A 16,660-nucleotide genomic window follows, 5' to 3' on the forward strand; every position below is an offset into this window, starting at 1 on the left:
TGGTTCCACCGCCCGCGACGGCGTCGGGTATCGTCTTTCCCGGCGCCGCGAGGTGCCACCCATGGGGTATGGGGTAATTGGCAGCCCGACGGTTTCTGGTTCCGTTAGTCTAGGTTCGAGTCCTGGTACCCCAGCGAGGAATCCTGGTTCCTCCTGCACCACCGCACCACCCAGCACGGCCCCGTCGTCTAGCGGCCCAGGACGCCGCCCTCTCACGGCGGTAGCGAGGGTTCGAATCCCTTCGGGGCTACGCCACCGAGAGCCCCCGACCACCAGGTCGGGGGCTCTCGCCGTTCCCGGGTGGGTGGCCGGTCCGGCCGGAGCCGCACCCCCGTTCCCGGGCCCGGTCCGGGCATGGCAAAATGGTCGCCGCACCACCCAGCACGGCCCCGTCGTCTAGCGGCCCAGGACGCCGCCCTCTCACGGCGGTAGCGAGGGTTCGAATCCCTTCGGGGCTACGCGACCGAGAGCCCCCGACCACCAGGTCGGGGGCTCTCGCCGTTCTCGGGGACGCCTGATCCGGCACCCGATCGGGCGTCGCGCAGATCGCACCGACTTCCGGTGGCCGGATGATCATGAGCGGGACTACGGTCGACTCCGCCGTTCGCGCACCGTGACGGCGGAGAGGCGGTCGCGCGGTGATCCGGACGAGCCGGCGGCTGGCCGACGGACGCGAGATCCTCTACTTCGACGAGGACCGCGACGCCCCCGCCCGCGACGCCACCGACGAGCGCGACCTCCCCGAGGTGGCCACCCGCTCCCAGCTCCGGTTCGACCCACTGCTCGGCGAATGGGTCGTGGTGGCCGCGCACCGGCAGACCCGCACCTTCCTGCCCCCGGCCGACCAGTGCCCGCTGTGCCCGTCGCGGCCCGGCCGGCCGACCGAGGTGCCCGAGGCCGACTACCAGGTCGTGGTCTTCGAGAACCGCTTCCCGTCACTGGCCACCGACGTCGCCCGCGACGTCCCCCCGGCCGCCCCCGGCAACCCGCTGGCGGAGCTCCGGCCGGGCTTCGGCCGCTGCGAGGTCGTCTGCTTCACCAGCGACCACGACCGCGACTTCTTCCAGCTGGGCCGGGACCGGGCGCGGCTGGTCGTGGACGTCTGGGCCGAGCGCACCGCCGAGCTCTCCGCGCTGGACGGCGTCGAGCAGGTCTTCTGCTTCGAGAACCACGGCGAGGAGATCGGGGTGACGCTCTCCCACCCGCACGGCCAGATCTACGCCTACCCGTTCGTCACGCCGCGGGTGGCGAAGGTGCTGGCCTCGGTGCGCCGCCACCGCGAGGCCACCGGGGGCGACCTGTTCGCCGAGGTCGTCGCCGCCGAGCGCTCCGGCCCGCGCGTGGTGGCCGGCAACGAGCACTGGACGGCGTTCGTCCCCGCGGCGGCGCGCTGGCCCTACGAGGTGCAGCTGTTCCCCACCCGCAGGGTGGCCGACCTGCCGGAGCTGACGGACGCCGAGCGGGACGCCTTCGTGGAGGTCTACCTGGACGTGCTGGGCCGCTTCGCCCACCGCTTCGTCACCCCGATGCCCTACATCACCTCGTGGAACCAGGCGCCGGCGCGCGCCCGGGACGAGTGGTGGCTGCACCTGCAGCTGTTCTCGCTGCGGCGCGCACCCGGCAAGCTCAAGTACCTGGCCGGCTCGGAGTCGGGGATGGGCGCCTTCATCACCGACACCAACCCCGAGGACGTCGCCGACCAGCTGCGGAACGTGAAAGTGACGACCGAGTGAGCATCGCAGTGAGCGCCAGCGACCGAGGAGCGGAGCGAGGACGGAACCGAGCCATGGGCGACGTGGTCCTGCCGTGATCCCCGACGACGCGGACGCCGCCCGGACGGCGGCCGAGGCCTTCGCCCAGCGGTTCGGGCAGCAGCCCGAGGGCGTGTGGGCCGCTCCGGGACGGGTCAACGTCATCGGCGAGCACACCGACTACAACGGCGGCTTCGTGCTGCCGGTCGCGCTGCCGCACACCACCCGCGCCGCCGTGGCCCGCCGCGACGACGGGCTGCTCGTCCTCGCCTCGGCCCAGCACCCCGGCGACGACGCCGAGGTCGCGGTGGTCGACCTCGAGCCGGGCCGGCCGGGCGGGTGGGCCGGCTATCCGGCCGGGGTCGTGCACGCCCTCGCGGAGCAGGTGCCCGGCGGGCTGACCGTCCTGGTCGACGGCAACGTGCCCGCCGGCGCCGGGCTCTCCTCCTCCGCCGCGCTGTCCTGCTCGGTGGCCCTGGCGGTGCGCGACCTGCTCGACCTCGACCTGGACGGCGACGCGCTGATCGACGTCGCCCGCCGGGCCGAGAACGACTTCGTCGGCGCGCCCACCGGCGTGCTCGACCAGTCCGCCTCGGTGCTGTGCACCGCCGGGCACGCGCTGTTCCTGGACACCCGCGACGGCGCCCGCGAGCAGGTGCCGCTGGACCTCGCGGCGGCCGGGCTGGCTCTGCTGGTGATGGACACCGGCACCACCCACGACCACGCCGAGGGCGGCTACCGCGACCGCCGCCGGGAGTGCGAGCAGGCCGCCCGGCGGCTCGGGGTGGAGCTGCTCCGCGAGGTCGACGACGTCGCCGCGCTCGCCCCCCTGGCCGACGGCACCGAGGACGGCGAGGTGCTGCTGCGACGCGCCCGGCACGTCGTCACCGAGGACGCGCGCGTGCTGGAGGTCGTGGCCACGCTGCGGGGCGACGCCGATCCGCGGGCCATCGGCCCGGTGCTCACGGCCGGCCACGAGTCGCTGCGCGACGACTTCCAGATCTCGGTGCCGCTGATCGACGTCTGCGTCGAGGCCGCGCTCGCCGCCGGCGCGCACGGCGCCCGCATGGTCGGGGGCGGGTTCGGCGGCAGCGTCCTCGCCCTGGTCGAGGCCGGCGCGGCCGACGACGTCACCGCCGCCGTCACCGAGCGCTTCGCCGCGGAACAGCACCCGGCCCCGCGCACCTTCGTCGTCGTCCCCTCCGCCGGCGCCCGCCGCCTGGCCTGAGTCCGCACCCCCGAGAGAAGGAACCCGTGGACGAACCGCTGAGGCTCGATGCCTCCTTCGTCGACTACGCGCTGGTCGTCGCCTACTTCGCCGTCGTGATGCTGATCGGCGTCGCCGCCCGCCGCCGGGTGTCCGACAGCCTGGACTTCTTCCTGTCCGGCCGGTCGCTGCCGGCCTGGGTGACCGGCCTGGCGTTCATCTCGGCGAACCTGGGTGCGGTCGAGATCATCGGCATGTCGGCCAACGGCGCGCAGTACGGCATGGCGACGATGCACTACTTCTGGATCGGCGCCGTCCCGGCCATGCTGTTCCTCGGCGTGGTGATGATGCCCTTCTACTACGGGTCGAAGGTCCGCAGCGTCCCGGAGTTCATGCGCCGCCGGTTCGGCACCGGCGCCCACCTGGTCAACGCGATCAGCTTCGCCGTCGCCCAGGTGCTCATCGCCGGCATCAACCTGTTCCTGCTGGCCACCATCGTGGAGGCCCTGCTGGGCTGGCCGCTGTGGATCTCGCTGATCGTGGCGGCGGCGGTGGTGCTCAGCTACATCACCCTGGGCGGGTTGTCCGCGGCGATCTACAACGAGGTCCTGCAGTTCTTCGTCATCGTTGCCGCGCTGCTGCCGCTGACCCTGATCGGGCTGAACCGCGTCGGTGGCATCGGCGGGCTCATCGATCGGGTGACCGCCTCCCCGGGCGGGGACGAGCAGCTGTCGTCGTGGCCGGCGACCAACCTGTCGGGCTTCGAGAACCCGGTCTGGTCCGCCGTCGGCATCGTCTTCGGCCTCGGCTTCGTGCTCTCGTTCGGCTACTGGACGACGAACTTCGTCGAGGTCCAGCGCGCCATGGCCACCAAGTCGATGTCGGCGGCCCGGAGCACGCCGATCATCGGCGCCTTCCCCAAGATGTTCGTGCCGTTCATCGTCGTCATCCCCGGGATGATCGCCGCGGTGCTCGTCCCCGAGCTCATCGACTACAAGGCCGACCCGACCGCCGCCACCGGCGTCACCTACAACGACGCGATCCTGCTGCTGATCCGCGACGTGCTGCCCAACGGGCTGCTCGGCGTCGCCATCGCCGGCCTGCTGGCCGCGTTCATGGCCGGCATGGCGGCCAACATCTCCTCCTTCAACACCGTCTTCAGCTACGACCTGTGGCAGCAGTACGTGAAGAAGGACCGGCCCGACGGCTACTACCTGAAGGTCGGCCGGTGGGCCACGGTCGGTGCCACGGTCGCGGCCATCGGGACGGCGCTGATCGCGTCGGGCTACAGCAACCTGATGGACTACCTGCAGACCCTGTTCGGCTTCTTCAACGCACCGCTGTTCGCCACGTTCATCCTGGGCATGTTCTGGAAGCGGATGACGCCGACGGCGGGCTGGGCCGGACTGGTCTCGGGCACCGCGGCGGCCATCACCGTCTTCGTCATGGTGGAGACCGGCGTCCTGGACCTGCCGGGGCAGGGCGGGGCGTTCGTCGCGGCGGGCGCGGCCTTCGTCGTCGACATCGTGGTGAGCGTGGTGGTCAGCAAGGTGACCGCGCCCAAGCCGGCGCACGAGCTGGCCGGGCTGGTGTACTCGGAGACGCCCAGGGAGGTGCGCACCGACCCGGAGGCGCACAAGTTGCCCTGGTACCAGTCGCCGGTGCCGCTGGCCGGGATCGCGCTGGCCATGGTCATCGCCCTGAACGTGATCTTCCGATGAGGGGGGAACCCGTGAGCTCCGGCAAGCGGCAGCAGCAGCAGAAGGCGGGCGCGTTCGACGTCCGCAACGTCATCGCGGAGCTGATCGGCTTCTACGGCGTGGTGCTGGTCGTCGTCGGGCTGCTCGACGACGACGAGAGCCTGGCCAAGACCGGCGGCATCGACGCCAACCTGTGGGCGGGCATCGGGATGATCGCCGTGGCGGTCGCCTTCGCGCTGTGGTCCCGGCTGCGCCCGACCGTGGTCGACCCGCCGCGGGAGGACGAGCAGCCGACCGGCTGAGCTCAGCGCGCGGCGCGGGAGATGGCGGCCGAGGCGTCCAGCACCGCGCCGATGACCTCGGCGCCGGGGCGCCGGCCCAGCCGCTCGACCGGGCCGGAGATCGAGACGGCACCGAGCACGGTGCCCGACCCGTCACGGACCGGGGCCGACAGCGAGGCCACCCCCGCCTCGCGCTCGGCAACGCTGTGCGCCCAGCCGCGCCGGCGCACGTCCAGCAGCGTGCGCGCGGTGAAGCTGGCGTTGGGCAGCAGCCGGTTGACCTCGTCGGCGGGCATGAACGCCAGCAGCGCGTGCGCGGCCGAGCCGGCGGTCATGGGGAGGCGGGCGCCCACCGGCACGGTGTCGCGCAGCCCGCTGGTGCGCTCGGCGGCGGCGACGCAGACGCGGGTGGCCCCGTCGCGCACGTAGAACTGGGCGCTCTCCCCGGTGCTGTCGCGCAGGGTGACCAGGTGGCGGCCGGCGATCTCGCCGATGTCGGCCGTGCCGCGCCCCAGCTCCGCCAGCGCCGGTCCCGGCGCCCAGCTGCCGCCGTCGGTGCGGCGCACCAGCCGGTGACCCTCGAGCGCGACGGCCAGCCGGTGGGCGGTCGCGCGGGGCAGACCGGTGCGCGCGACGAGCTCGGCGAGGGTCGCCGGCTCCTGCGCCACGGCGTGCAGGATCGACACCGCTTTGTCCAAGACCGCTACCGGGTTAGGCTGTCCCACACAGCAATACTTGCATCCCACGCAGTGAGACCGCTACCGCGATCCCCCGGGTGGGTGCCCGGTGAGAGGACGAACCGTGCCGAAGACCCTGGCCGAGAAGGTCTACGAGGCGCACGTGGTGCGCAGCACCGCGGGCGAGCCCGACCTGCTCTACATCGACCTCCACCTCGTGCACGAGGTGACCAGCCCGCAGGCCTTCGACGGCCTCCGGGTGGCCGGGCGGACGGTGCGCAGGCCCGACCTCACCATGGCGACGGAGGACCACAACGTCCCGACGCTGGACATCCTCGCGCCCATCGCCGACCCGATCAGCCGGGCGCAGGTCGAGGCGCTGCGGAAGAACGCCGCCGAGTTCGGCATCCGGCTGGCCCCGATGGGCGACCGCGACCAGGGCATCGTGCACGTCATCGGCCCGCAGCTGGGGCTCACCCAGCCGGGCATGACCATCGTGTGCGGCGACAGCCACACCTCCACGCACGGCGCCTTCGGCGCGCTGGCGTTCGGCATCGGCACCAGCGAGGTCGAGCACGTGCTCGCCACCCAGACGCTGCCGCAGTACGCGCCCAAGCAGATGTCGGTCACCGTCGACGGCGAGCTGGCCCCGGGCGTCTCGGCGAAGGACATCATCCTCGCCGTCATCGCGCAGATCGGCACCAATGGTGCCGCCGGCCACGTCATCGAGTACCGCGGCAGCGCCATCGAGGCGCTGTCGATGGAGGCCCGCATGACGATCTGCAACATGTCGATCGAGGCCGGCGCCAAGGCGGGGCTCATCGCTCCCGACCGGACCACCTTCGACTTCCTGCAGGGCCGCCCGCACGCCCCGCAGGGCGCGGACTGGGACGCCGCCGTCGAGTACTGGTCGACGCTGCGCACCGACGAGGGCGCGGTCTTCGACGCCGAGGTCGTGCTCGACGCCGCGACGCTGACGCCGTTCGTCACCTGGGGCACCAACCCCGGTCAGGGCCTGCCGATCAGCGAGCGGGTCCCCGACCCGGCCCAGATCGCCGACGAGGGCGAGCGCCGGGCCGCCGAGCAGGCGCTGGCCTACATGGGCCTGACGCCGGGCACGCCGCTCACCGAGATCGAGGTCGACACCGTCTTCCTCGGCTCCTGCACCAACGGCCGGATCGAGGACCTGCGGGTCGCCGCGGACCTGCTGCGCGGGAAGCGGATCGACCCCAGCACCCGGATGCTCGTCGTCCCCGGGTCCGTCGGCGTCAAGAGCCAGGCCGAGGCCGAGGGCCTGGACCAGGTGTTCATCGACGCCGGCGCGGAGTGGCGGGGTGCGGGCTGCTCGATGTGCCTGGGCATGAACCCCGACCAGCTCAAGCCGGGGGAGCGCTCGGCCTCCACCAGCAATCGCAACTTCCAGGGCCGGCAGGGCAAGGGTGGGCGCACCCACCTGGTGTCGCCGTCGGTGGCTGCGGCCACCGCGCTCACCGGCCGCCTGACCGCCCCCGCCGACCTGATCGGAGCCTGACCCGTGGACGCCTTCATCACGCACACCGGCACCGTCGCCCCGCTGCGCCGCAGCGCCGTCGACACCGACCAGATCATCCCGGCCGAGTACCTCAAGCGGATCACCCGCACCGGGTTCGAGGACGGCCTCTTCGTCGCCTGGCGCACCAACGAGCCGGACTTCGTGCTCAACAAGCCCGAGTACTCCGACGCCTCGATCCTGGTGGCCGGCCCCGACTTCGGCACCGGCTCCTCCCGCGAGCACGCGGTGTGGGCGCTGAAGGACGGCGGCTTCCGGGTGGTCATCTCCTCGCGGTTCGCCGACATCTTCAAGAACAACTCGACCAAGGCCGGGCTGCTCACCGTCGTCCTGCCCCAGGCCGAGGTGGAGGCGCTGTGGGCCGCGGCCGAGGCCGACCCCACCACGCAGGTCACCGTCGACCTGCAGGCCAAGCTGGTCACCTACGGCGACACCACCGTGCCGTTCGACGCCGACGACTACACCCGCTGGCGGCTGCTGGAGGGGCTCGACGACGTCGGGCTGACCGAGCGGCACCTCGACGACGTCGAGGCGTTCGAGGGCCGGCGACCGGCGTGGCTGCCCAAGGCCCTCCCGGCGCTGCCGGCCTGACCTGCCGGCCCCGGCGCCCTCAGGGGGCGTCGGGGTCGGGCTCGAAGTCGCGGTAGTAGTCGGCCACCAGGGCGCCCGGTCGGCCGCCGAGGGCCCACACGCTGCCCTTGGCGGCGGGCGGGAGCAGCCCCCGGACACCGTGGCCGTGCACGCCCAGGGCCTGCAGCACCGCGGGGATGACCCCGCCCTGGCTGCAGACGACGGTGACGCCCGGATCCGCCCGGGGCACCAGCAGCCGTTCGAGCGCGGTGAGCGCGGCCTGCGGGTCGTCGGCGAAGCACTCCTCGCCGAACTCGGGTCGGTCGTGCACGCCCAGACCCATCGTCTCCGCGAGGGGCTCGACCGTCGCGCGGCAGCGCAGCGGCGGTGCCGAGGCGATGGCCTGGGGCTCGAAGAGCAGCAGGGCCTCGGCGAGCTGCCGCGCCTGCCGCAGCCCCCGCTCGTCCAGGGGGCGCTGCTCGTCCGGGCCGTCGAACTCCTGCTTGCTCCCGGCCCGGCCGTGGCGGACCAGCAGGAGGCCGACCTCGCGCGGGACGTCGGTCCGGGCGGCGTCGGCGATCACCAGGCGGTCGTGCTCGTGGGTGACCAGGGCGGCGGCGTCGGCGGGGGGGAGCCAGCGCAGCTCGTCCACCTCGTCGTTGGTGGCGAAGGAGCCCCCGACGCACCGCATGAGCCAGTAGTCCACGTGCTTGGGCACGCCGTCGACCGAGTACTGCGTCGTGGGCCCACGACGCCCGGCGACCACGTCGAGGCCGGTCTCCTCGACCACCTCGCGGCAGGCGGCGGCCAGCGCGTGCTCACCGGCGTCGAGCTTCCCCTTGGGCAGCGACCAGTCGTCGTAGCGGGGCCGGTGCACGACGGCGATCTCGACGTCGTCGTCCCCGGCCGGCCGCCACACGACCCCGCCGGCGGCCGCGACGGGCCGCTGGTCAGCCGGCGAGGTCATGGATCCGGTGCAGCAGCTCCGCCTGGTAGTCACGGCCCTCCAGCCGCTCCCAGCGACCGTCGCTGCGCAGCTCCCAGCAGCGCACGCCCGGAGCCATCGCCGGGGCGAGGGTCTCGTGCAGCTGCGTGCGGGCGGCCTCGTCGCAGACCCGCAGCAGCACCTCGACCCGGCGGTCGAGGTTGCGGTGCATCAGGTCGGCGCTGCCGATCCACCACTCGTCCTCGCCGCCGTTGACGAAGGAGATGACCCGGGAGTGCTCCAGGAAGCGGCCGACGATCGAGCGCACCCGGATCGTCTCCGACATGCCTTCGACGCCGGGCCGCAGCGCGCAGATCCCGCGGACGAACAGCTCCACCGGGACGCCGGCCCGCGAGGCCTCGTACAGCGCGTCGATGATCCGCTCGTCGACCAGCGAGTTGACCTTGATGCGGATGCCGGCGGGGCGGCCCTCGGCGGCGTGCCGGGCCTCCCGGCGGATCTTCTCCACCAGCCCGTTGCGGATGCCGTGCGGCGCCACCATGAGGGTCCGGTAGTTGGTCTGCCGCGAGTAGCCGGTGAGCGTGTTGAACAGGTCGGTGAGGTCGGCGCCGACCCGCGGGTCGGCGGTCAGGATGCCGACGTCCTCGTAGATGCGCGCCGTCTTGGGGTTGTAGTTGCCGGTGCCGATGTGGCAGTACCGCCGGATCACGCCCTGCTCGCGGCGCACCACGAGCGCCGTCTTGCAGTGCGTCTTGAGGCCGACCAGCCCGTAGACGACGTGGCAGCCGGCCCGCTCCAGCGAGCGGGCCCAGCTGATGTTGGCCTCCTCGTCGAAGCGCGCCTTGATCTCCACCAGCACGACGACCTGCTTGCCGGCCTCGGCGGCCTCGATCAGGGCGTTGACGATGGGGGAGTCGCCGGACGTGCGGTACAGCGTCTGCTTGATCGCCAGCACGTTCGGGTCGGCCGCCGCCTGCTCGATGAAGCGCTGCACGCTGGTCGCGAACGAGTGGTAGGGGTGGTGCAGCAGGACGTCGCCCTCGCGCAGGGTGGCGAAGACGCTCTTGGGGGTCTCGCCCTCGCTCAGCCGCGGGTGCGTGGCGGGCACGAAGGGCTCGTCCTTGAGCTCGGGTCGGTCCAGGTCGTACAGCGCCCACAGCGAGGCGAGGTCGAGCAGCCCGGGCACGTGGACCACGTCCGTCGGGACCACCTCCAGCTCGGAGATCAGCACCTCCAGGATCCGCGGGTCCATCGGCTCGGCGACCTCGAGCCGCACCGCCGGCCCGAACCGGCGGCGGGCCAGCTCGCGCTCCAGGGCCTGCAGCAGGTCCTCGTCCCGGTCCTCCTCGACCTCGACGTCGGCGTTGCGGGTGACCCGGAAGAAGTGGTGGTCGATGACCTCCAGGCCGGGGAAGAGCTGCGGCAGGTGGGCGGCGATGAGGTCCTCGAGCGGCAGGAACGTCGCGGTGGTCTCCACATCGCCGACCTGCACGAAGCGCGGCACGTTGTTCGGCACCTTGAGGCGGGCGAACCGGGGGGCGCCGGTCTCCGGGTCGCGCACCGACACGGCGAGGTTCAGCGACAGCCCGCTGATGTAGGGGAAGGGGTGCGCGGGGTCGACCGCCAGCGGCGTGAGCACGGGGAACACCTGGTCGCGGAAGTACTCGCGCAGCCGCACGGCCGCGTCGTCCTCGAGCTCGTCCCACCGCACGATCCGGATGCCGGCCTCGCCCAGCCGCGGCAGAACGTCCTTGTTGAAGACGTCGGAGTGCCGCTGCACCAGCTCCTGGGTGCGAGCGGTGATCCGTTCCAGCTGCTCCCGGATGGTGAGGCCGTCGGGGGAACGGACGGTGAGGCCGGTGTTCTGGCGGCGCTTGAGCCCCGCGATGCGGACCATGAAGAACTCGTCGAGGTTGCTGGCGAAGATGGCGAGGTACTTGACCCGCTCCAGCAGGGGGAGCGTGTCGTCCTCGGCCAGTTCGAGCACCCGGGCGTTGAAGTCCAGCCAGGACAGTTCTCGGTTCAGGTACCGATCGGGTGGGAGCTGGGCCGTGCGGTTCGCGGTCTCTGCTGGCACATGGTCATCGTGCCGCACGCAGGTGAACGGCGAGAGTCGGCGAGGCGTGCAGCAGCTCGGTGGTCCGGGGTCCGACGCCCAGCTCCACGGCCGCGCGCAGGTCCGCCGGGGTGTCGACGTCGCGGAGCAGGCCGGGCCAGTCGCCGGTCAGCGGGTGCGCGCCGTCGTCGGAGTGGGCGCGCGCGGACCCGCGGCCGAACCGCGGGCGCAGCGGCGTCCCGACGGCGGTGAGCAGGGTCGTGCCGGTGCCCGGGGCGTCGGCGACGAAGCAGCGGGGCGCGGCCCCGGCCGCGTCGAGCGCCGCCGCCAGCTCCGCCGGCCGCAGCGCGGGCAGGTCGGAGGAGAGGGCGGCCACCGCCGTGCCGCCGGCCGCCAGCGCGCCGTGCTCCAGCGCGGGGTTCAGCCCGCTGTCCGGCTCGTCGGCCACCGTCCGCGCGCCGAGGCCGCGCACCAGCTCGGCGGCCGCGGGTTCGTCGGTGACGACGACGACCGACCCGACACGAGGGCAGGCGGTGGCGGCGGCCACCGTGTCGGCCAGCAGGGCCAGCACCAGTGCCCGGTGGTCGTCCCTCCGCAGGCCGGGAAGCGGTTGCAGCCGGGTCTTGGCGACGGCGAGCCGCTTCGCCGGGACCACGACCGACCAGGAGTGCACGACCACAATGTGAGCACACCGCGGTCGCGGGGGACCCCGGTCAGGACCCGGTGGGGGTGGCACGGCGGCGCAGGTCGATCATGGGACAGCTCACAGCGGAGGGAGGTCGAGGCATGCAGACCAGCACGTGGCGCACCCGTGGACGCATCCCGTTCGCCCTCTGGCTCTGCATCGGCGAGCCGGTCGACCTCACCGCCGTGCGCGCGGCGGTCGCGGCGGGCCGCCCCATCGACGCCCAACTGCTACGGGAGACGACCGAACAGATGATGGCCCGGGTGCGCGACCAGTTGTCCGAGCTCCGCGGGGTACCCGCACCCCGAGCCGTCCACCCCGCGCCGCGGCGCGAGCTGCCCGGGGACCTCTCGGGGAGTGCCGCGTGACCCGGGCCGCCGTCCTGGGGGCGGGCTCCTGGGGGACGACGTTCGCCAAGGTGCTGGCCGACGCCGGCTGCGAGGTGGTCCTGCACGCGCGCCGGCCCGAGCTGGCCGACGCCATCACCGAGCAGCGGGAGAACGCCGACTACCTGCCGGGCGTGCGGCTGCCCGACCGGCTGCGCGCGACCGCCGACCCGGGGGAGGCGCTCGACGGCGCCGAGGTCGTGGTGCTCGCCGTGCCGTCCCAGTCGCTGCGCGGCAACCTCGCCGACTGGCGGGGGCTCCTGCCGCCGGACGCCACGCTGCTGTCGCTGATGAAGGGCATCGAGCTCGGCACGACCAAGCGCATGAGCGAGGTCATCCAGGAGGTGACCGGGGCCGGGGCGGAGCGGGTGGCTGCGCTGTCCGGGCCGAACCTGGCGCGCGAGATCGCCGAGGAGCAGCCGGCGGCCACGGTGATCGCCTGCTCCGACGCCGACCGCGCCGCCCAGCTGCAGGCCGCCTGCCACACCCGCTACTTCCGCCCGTACACCAACCCCGACCTGGTCGGGTGCGAGCTCGGCGGCGCGGTGAAGAACGTGATCGCGCTGTCCTGCGGCATCGCCGAGGGGCTCGGCTTCGGGGACAACACCCGGGCCTCGCTGATCACCCGCGGCCTGGCCGAGACGGCCCGGCTGGGCCTCGCGCTGGGCGCGGAGCTGACCACGTTCGCCGGGCTCGCGGGGCTCGGTGACCTGGTGGCCACGTGCAGCTCGCCGCTGTCCCGCAACCGGACCTTCGGCGAGAAGCTGGGCCGGGGGATGTCGGTCGAGGAGGTGCAGCAGAGCACCCGGCAGACCGCCGAGGGAGTGAAGAGCTGCCGCTCGGTGCTGGACCTGGCGCGGGCGCACGGGATCGACGTGCCGATCACCGAGGCGGTCGTGCGGGTGTGCCACGAGGGGGAGGCGCCCGCGCAGATGGTGCGGGAGATCATGTCGCGGGAGGCGAAGCCGGAGTGAGCGGACAGGACCGTGAGCATCGCAGCGAGGAACGAGCGAGGAGCGGAGCGGTCCGCGGGAGCGAGCAGGGTGCAGTGATGGACGCTGAGTGGGGCGACGGGACGCGGGCGGTCCGCGCGGGGGAGGACCCGGCGGTTCCGGGCGCGCCGCTGCGGCCCTCGCCGGTGTTCGCCGCGCCCTTCCACCTGGGCGACCAGCCGCCGCGGGCGAACGGCGCGGACGCCTACGGGCGCACCGAGCACCCGACGTTGCGCGTCTTCGAGGACGCGGTGGGCGAGCTCGACGGCGGTCGCTGCCTGTCCTTCGCCACCGGGATGGCGGCGCTGACCGCGGCCGTGCTGGCCTGCGCGCGCAGCGGTGACCGCGTCGTCCTGCCCTCCGACGGCTACTACACGACCCGGCTGCTGGCGGCCGAGGAGCTCGACCGGTTCGGCATCGAGGTGCAGTACGCGGCCACGCCGGACATCGAGCGGGTGGCCGCGGACGGCGGGCTGGCGGGTGCCCGCATGGTGCTCTTGGAGACGCCGAGCAACCCGCAGCTCGACGTCTGCGACATCGCCGCCGTCGCCGGGGCCGCCCACGCGGCCGGCGCGCTCGTCGCCGTCGACAACACCACCGCGACGCCGCTCGGCCAGCGGCCGCTGGCGCTCGGCGCCGACCTGACCGTGGGCAGCGACACCAAGGCGCTCACCGGGCACAGCGACGTCCTGCTCGGGCACGTGACCGTGACCGACGACGAGCTGTACGCCCGCGTGAAGGGGTTCCGCGACCGCACCGGCAGCACCCCCGGCGCCTTCGAGGCGTGGCTGGGCCACCGGTCGATGAGCACCGTCGACCTGCGCCTGGCGCGCCAGGCGGCGAACGCGGCCGCCGTCGTGGAGCTGCTGGACGGGCACCCGGCGGTGACCGGCCTGCGCTGGCCGTGGCGGCCGGGCGACCCGTCCTTCGCGCTGGCCTCGCGGCAGATGCTGCGGCCCAACGGCGTGGTGTCCCTGGAGCTCGCCGACGAGGCGGCCGTCACGCGCCTGCTGTCGGCCAGCCGGCTCTGGGCGGCGGCCACCAGCTTCGGTGGCGTGCACAGCACGATCGATCGCCGGGCCCAGTGGGGCGGGGACGCCGTCGCGCCGGGCTTCGTCCGGCTGTCGTGCGGCATCGAGGACACCGCCGACCTGGTCGCCGACCTATCCCGCGCGCTGGACGCCCTCGGCTGAGGTCTCCGGGCGCCGGTTGCCCCGGACGGTCAGCCAGATGCTCACGCCGAAGTAGTAGACGAGGTAGGCCAGGCTCACCACGACGACCACCGGGTGCGGGTCGGGGTACTGGAGGACCAGCACCCCGGAGCTGATCAGCCAGACGGCGGCGAGCCCCAGGTTCAGGCTGCGCAGGAGCTTGGTGCGCGAGGGGTAGACGTACTTGACCGGCACGAACACCAGCACGGTCAGCACCGCCAGCGTCACCGCCGTCCCGGTCGTGCCGATGTCCAGCACCAGCACGTAGAAGGCGACGACGTTCCAGTAGCTCGGGAACCCGAGGAAGTAGTGGTCGTCGGTCTTCGCGTCGACCCGGCAGAACTGGTAGCAGGAGGCCAGCAGCGGGAGGGCGGCCAGCACCCAGCCCAGCGCCCCGCCCGGCAGCCGGTCGGTCGTCCAGAGCAGGACGACGGCGGCGAAGACGTAGGTCAGGTAGTCGACGATGTCGTCCATCCGGGCGCCGTCGAACCAGGGGATCGTCTCCTTGACCCGGAAGCGGCGGGCCAGCATCCCGTCGGTGCCGTCGACGAAGAGCGTCGCCAGCACCAGCCACAGGGCGGTGACCACCTGCCCGTCCAGGGCGGCGAGCACGATGAGCAGCCCCAGGACCGACCCGCTGGCGGTGTAGAGGTGCACCGCGGCACCGGCGAGCCGGAAGCCGCGCGAGAACGTCTCCCTCGGCGGAGCTGCCTGATCCTGCACGCGACGAGGCTGCCACACCACGGCCGGGTCGGCGGGGACGACCGCTGCCCGACGTCGCACCGAGGGGTGCGTGGGTCCCTCGGTTAGGGTCGCGGGGATGAGCGGACAGGCTGGCAAGGTGCGGGTGGCGGTCGTGTTCGGCGGACGCAGCGAGGAGCACGCGATCTCCTGCGTCTCGGCCGGCAGCGTCATGGCCGCGCTGGACCCGGACCGCTACGAGGTGGTGCCGGTCGGCATCGCGCGCGACGGGCGCTGGGTGCTGCCCGATCCCGGGCAGCAGCTGACCATCACCGACGGGGCGCTCCCCGAGGTCGTCGGAGGCACGGCGGTCTCGCTGGTCGGCGACCCGCAGTCGCGTGGCCTCGCCGTCCTCGAGCCGGGTGCGGCCGTCGGCGCGCTCACCGAGGTCGACGTCGTCTTCCCGGTGCTGCACGGCACCTACGGGGAGGACGGCACGGTCCAGGGGCTGCTGGAGATGACCGGTCTGCCCTACGTGGGATCGGGCGTGTTCGCCAGCGCGGCCTCCATGGACAAGGAGTTCACCAAGAAGCTCCTGGCTGCCGCCGGGCTGCCCCAGGGCGACCACGTCGTCCTGCGCGACGCTGCCGGTGCCGTGTGCGCCGACCCGGAGCTCCTCGACGGGGCGGCGCGGGAGCGGCTCGGCCTGCCGGTGTTCGTGAAGCCGGCGCGGGCGGGTTCCAGCATCGGCATCACGAAGGTCTCCGACTGGGCGCAGTTCCCGGCCGCCGTCGCCGAGGCCGCCGCGGTCGACCCCAAGGTGATCGTGGAGGCCGCCATCCCCGGCCGCGAGATCGAGTGCGGCGTCCTGGCCGCACGGGGCTCCGGGCTGCCCGAGGCCAGCCTGCCGGCCGAGATCCGGCTGCACGCCGGTGTGGACTGGTACGACTTCGCGGCCAAGTACCTCGACGACGCGGCCGACTTCGACATCCCGGCCGACCTCACCCCCGAGCAGACCGCCGCCGTCCAGGACGCCGCGCGGCGGGCCTACCTGGCGCTGGACTGCCGGGGCCTGGCCCGGGTTGACTTCTTCCTGGGCACCGGGGCCGACGGCCGGGACCACCTGGTCATCAACGAGGTCAACACGATGCCCGGCTTCACCCCGATCTCCATGTTCGCCCGCATGTGGGCGGCCACCGGCGTGGACTTCGCCGAGCTGGTCGACCGGCTCGTCAGCGGCGCGCTCGGCAACGGCTCCCGGCCGGCCCGGTGATCCCGGGGCGGCCCACCGCGCGCGGTGGGCCCGCCACGCCGTCCCGGCTCGTCCCCGTCCTGGTCCCCGCGCTGCTCGCCCTGCTCGCCCTGCTCGGCTGCGGCCGCGCGGTCGAGGGCTCGGCGACCGCCGTCGCGCCCTCGGACCGGCCGACGACGCCCGAGGAGCTGGAGCCCCTCCTGGTCACCGAGGTCCCGTCGGGGCTGCCGCGGCTGCCCGACGACGAGGTGCACCCGCCCGCCGGCGCCAAACGGCTGGAGGACGTGGCGCGGTACGCCAGCGACCCGGTCCGGGAGCGGGGGATCCTGGCGGAGTACGGCTACCTGCACGGCTGGGAGCGGTTCTGGGGTCGCGAGGCGGGGCCGATGACCGCGCTCTTCGTCGACCAGTTCGAGCAACGCTCAGGGGCCGGCCGCTACGCGGAGGACCTCGCCGGCAACGACGCCGACCTCTACGGCGGAACCCTCAGCGAGGACCCGCCCGGGCTGCCCGGCAGCTGCCGCCAGCTGGTGGTGGAGGAGCCGGTGCCCGACGCGGGCCTGGACGCGCCGGCGGCCTTCGCGTGGTGCCGGCACGGCGTGTTCAGCGTGTCGGTGACCGCGGTGGGGCCCACGGCCCGCGAGGCCGTCCGGGAGGTGCAGGCGGTGCTGGCCGACCAGCTCGAGCTGCTGCCGCCGGCGTGAGCGTGCGGGAGA

Annotated in this window: 16 protein-coding genes and 3 tRNA genes; 14 read left to right on the forward strand and 5 right to left on the reverse strand. The window is 73.5% G+C overall.

Going from position 1 to position 16,660, the window contains the following annotated elements; genetic code table 11:
• Positions 1–62 precede the first annotated feature (62 nt).
• The 7 genes from GCU60_RS11740 to GCU60_RS11770 all read left to right on the forward strand — a co-directional run bounded on the left by GCU60_RS11740 (position 63) and on the right by GCU60_RS11770 (position 4,960).
• Positions 63–134: transfer RNA gene (locus GCU60_RS11740), tRNA-Gln, on the forward strand.
• 43 nt (positions 135–177) lie between these two features.
• A tRNA-Glu gene (locus tag GCU60_RS11745) sits at positions 178–250 on the forward strand.
• Positions 251–385: 135 nt separating this feature from the next.
• Positions 386–458, forward strand: a tRNA-Glu gene (locus GCU60_RS11750).
• 180 nt (positions 459–638) lie between these two features.
• Positions 639–1,733 carry a galactose-1-phosphate uridylyltransferase gene (gene galT, locus GCU60_RS11755; protein ID WP_345770548.1) on the forward strand — a complete coding sequence of 365 codons (1,095 nt, stop codon included), beginning with the start codon at positions 639–641 and terminating at the stop codon, positions 1,731–1,733.
• A 73-nt stretch (positions 1,734–1,806) separates the two neighbouring features.
• Entirely contained in the window at positions 1,807–2,979 is a 1,173-nt protein-coding gene (galK, locus tag GCU60_RS11760) for a galactokinase (protein WP_204261880.1), read from the forward strand.
• Positions 2,980–3,005: 26 nt separating this feature from the next.
• On the forward strand, positions 3,006–4,679 hold the full coding sequence (locus tag GCU60_RS11765) for a sodium:solute symporter family transporter (RefSeq protein ID WP_163205377.1): 1,674 nt from the start codon (positions 3,006–3,008) through the stop codon (positions 4,677–4,679).
• Positions 4,680–4,690: 11 nt separating this feature from the next.
• Complete coding sequence (locus GCU60_RS11770) at positions 4,691–4,960, forward strand: hypothetical protein (RefSeq protein ID WP_204261881.1); 270 nt, start codon at positions 4,691–4,693, stop codon at positions 4,958–4,960.
• 2 nt (positions 4,961–4,962) lie between these two features.
• Here GCU60_RS11770 and GCU60_RS11775 read toward each other — a convergent pair whose 3' ends face one another.
• Positions 4,963–5,625, reverse strand: coding sequence for an IclR family transcriptional regulator (locus GCU60_RS11775; protein ID WP_430537419.1), 663 nt, complete (start codon positions 5,623–5,625; stop codon positions 4,963–4,965).
• 115 nt (positions 5,626–5,740) lie between these two features.
• On the opposite strand from GCU60_RS11775, the gene leuC reads away from it, so the two are divergent.
• Positions 5,741–7,147, forward strand: a complete 1,407-nt coding sequence (gene leuC / locus GCU60_RS11780) for a 3-isopropylmalate dehydratase large subunit (RefSeq protein ID WP_163205383.1) — start codon at positions 5,741–5,743, stop codon at positions 7,145–7,147.
• A gap of 3 nt (positions 7,148–7,150) precedes the next feature.
• On the forward strand, positions 7,151–7,756 hold the full coding sequence (gene leuD, locus GCU60_RS11785; RefSeq protein WP_163205385.1) for a 3-isopropylmalate dehydratase small subunit: 606 nt from the start codon (positions 7,151–7,153) through the stop codon (positions 7,754–7,756).
• Between the two features lie 19 nt (positions 7,757–7,775).
• Here leuD and GCU60_RS11790 read toward each other — a convergent pair whose 3' ends face one another.
• Genes GCU60_RS11790 through cofC form a run of 3 tightly spaced genes read right to left on the reverse strand, consistent with a single transcriptional unit; the run spans position 7,776 to position 11,410 of the window.
• On the reverse strand, positions 7,776–8,702 hold the full coding sequence (locus GCU60_RS11790) for an NUDIX hydrolase (RefSeq protein WP_163205387.1): 927 nt from the start codon (positions 8,700–8,702) through the stop codon (positions 7,776–7,778).
• Positions 8,686–10,758, reverse strand: coding sequence for an RNA degradosome polyphosphate kinase (locus tag GCU60_RS11795; protein ID WP_345770549.1), 2,073 nt, complete (start codon positions 10,756–10,758; stop codon positions 8,686–8,688). The genes GCU60_RS11790 and GCU60_RS11795 overlap by 17 nt, the downstream gene beginning before the upstream one ends.
• 4 nt (positions 10,759–10,762) lie before the next feature.
• Positions 10,763–11,410: a 2-phospho-L-lactate guanylyltransferase gene (gene cofC / locus GCU60_RS11800; RefSeq protein WP_163205391.1), complete on the reverse strand. Its 648-nt coding sequence runs from the start codon at positions 11,408–11,410 to the stop codon at positions 10,763–10,765.
• Positions 11,411–11,523: 113 nt separating this feature from the next.
• On the opposite strand from cofC, the gene GCU60_RS11805 reads away from it, so the two are divergent.
• The 3 genes from GCU60_RS11805 (at position 11,524) to GCU60_RS11815 (ending at position 13,993) form a co-directional block, all read left to right on the forward strand.
• Positions 11,524–11,790: a hypothetical protein gene (locus GCU60_RS11805; RefSeq protein WP_163205393.1), complete on the forward strand. Its 267-nt coding sequence runs from the start codon at positions 11,524–11,526 to the stop codon at positions 11,788–11,790.
• The gene (locus GCU60_RS11810) at positions 11,787–12,782 is read left to right on the forward strand and encodes an NAD(P)H-dependent glycerol-3-phosphate dehydrogenase (protein ID WP_163205395.1); all 996 of its coding nucleotides are present in this window, start codon (positions 11,787–11,789) and stop codon (positions 12,780–12,782) included. Before GCU60_RS11805 ends, GCU60_RS11810 begins: the two co-directional genes overlap by 4 nt.
• 77 nt (positions 12,783–12,859) lie before the next feature.
• Positions 12,860–13,993: a cystathionine gamma-lyase gene (locus GCU60_RS11815; protein WP_163205397.1), complete on the forward strand. Its 1,134-nt coding sequence runs from the start codon at positions 12,860–12,862 to the stop codon at positions 13,991–13,993.
• Here the strand turns inward: GCU60_RS11815 and GCU60_RS11820 are convergent.
• The gene (locus GCU60_RS11820; RefSeq protein ID WP_163205400.1) at positions 13,964–14,734 is read right to left on the reverse strand and encodes a CDP-alcohol phosphatidyltransferase family protein; all 771 of its coding nucleotides are present in this window, start codon (positions 14,732–14,734) and stop codon (positions 13,964–13,966) included. The genes GCU60_RS11815 and GCU60_RS11820 overlap by 30 nt on opposite strands.
• A gap of 97 nt (positions 14,735–14,831) precedes the next feature.
• Here GCU60_RS11820 and GCU60_RS11825 point away from each other — a divergent pair, with 97 nt between their 5' ends.
• Positions 14,832–15,965: a D-alanine--D-alanine ligase family protein gene (locus GCU60_RS11825; protein ID WP_163205402.1), complete on the forward strand. Its 1,134-nt coding sequence runs from the start codon at positions 14,832–14,834 to the stop codon at positions 15,963–15,965.
• Positions 15,962–16,648, forward strand: coding sequence for a hypothetical protein (locus tag GCU60_RS11830; RefSeq protein ID WP_163205404.1), 687 nt, complete (start codon positions 15,962–15,964; stop codon positions 16,646–16,648). Before GCU60_RS11825 ends, GCU60_RS11830 begins: the two co-directional genes overlap by 4 nt.
• Positions 16,649–16,660 lie beyond the last annotated feature (12 nt).

It is taken from the genome of Blastococcus saxobsidens (assembly GCF_010682065.1).
In the GTDB taxonomy this organism is placed as follows: Bacteria; Actinomycetota; Actinomycetes; order Mycobacteriales; family Geodermatophilaceae; genus Blastococcus; species Blastococcus saxobsidens_B.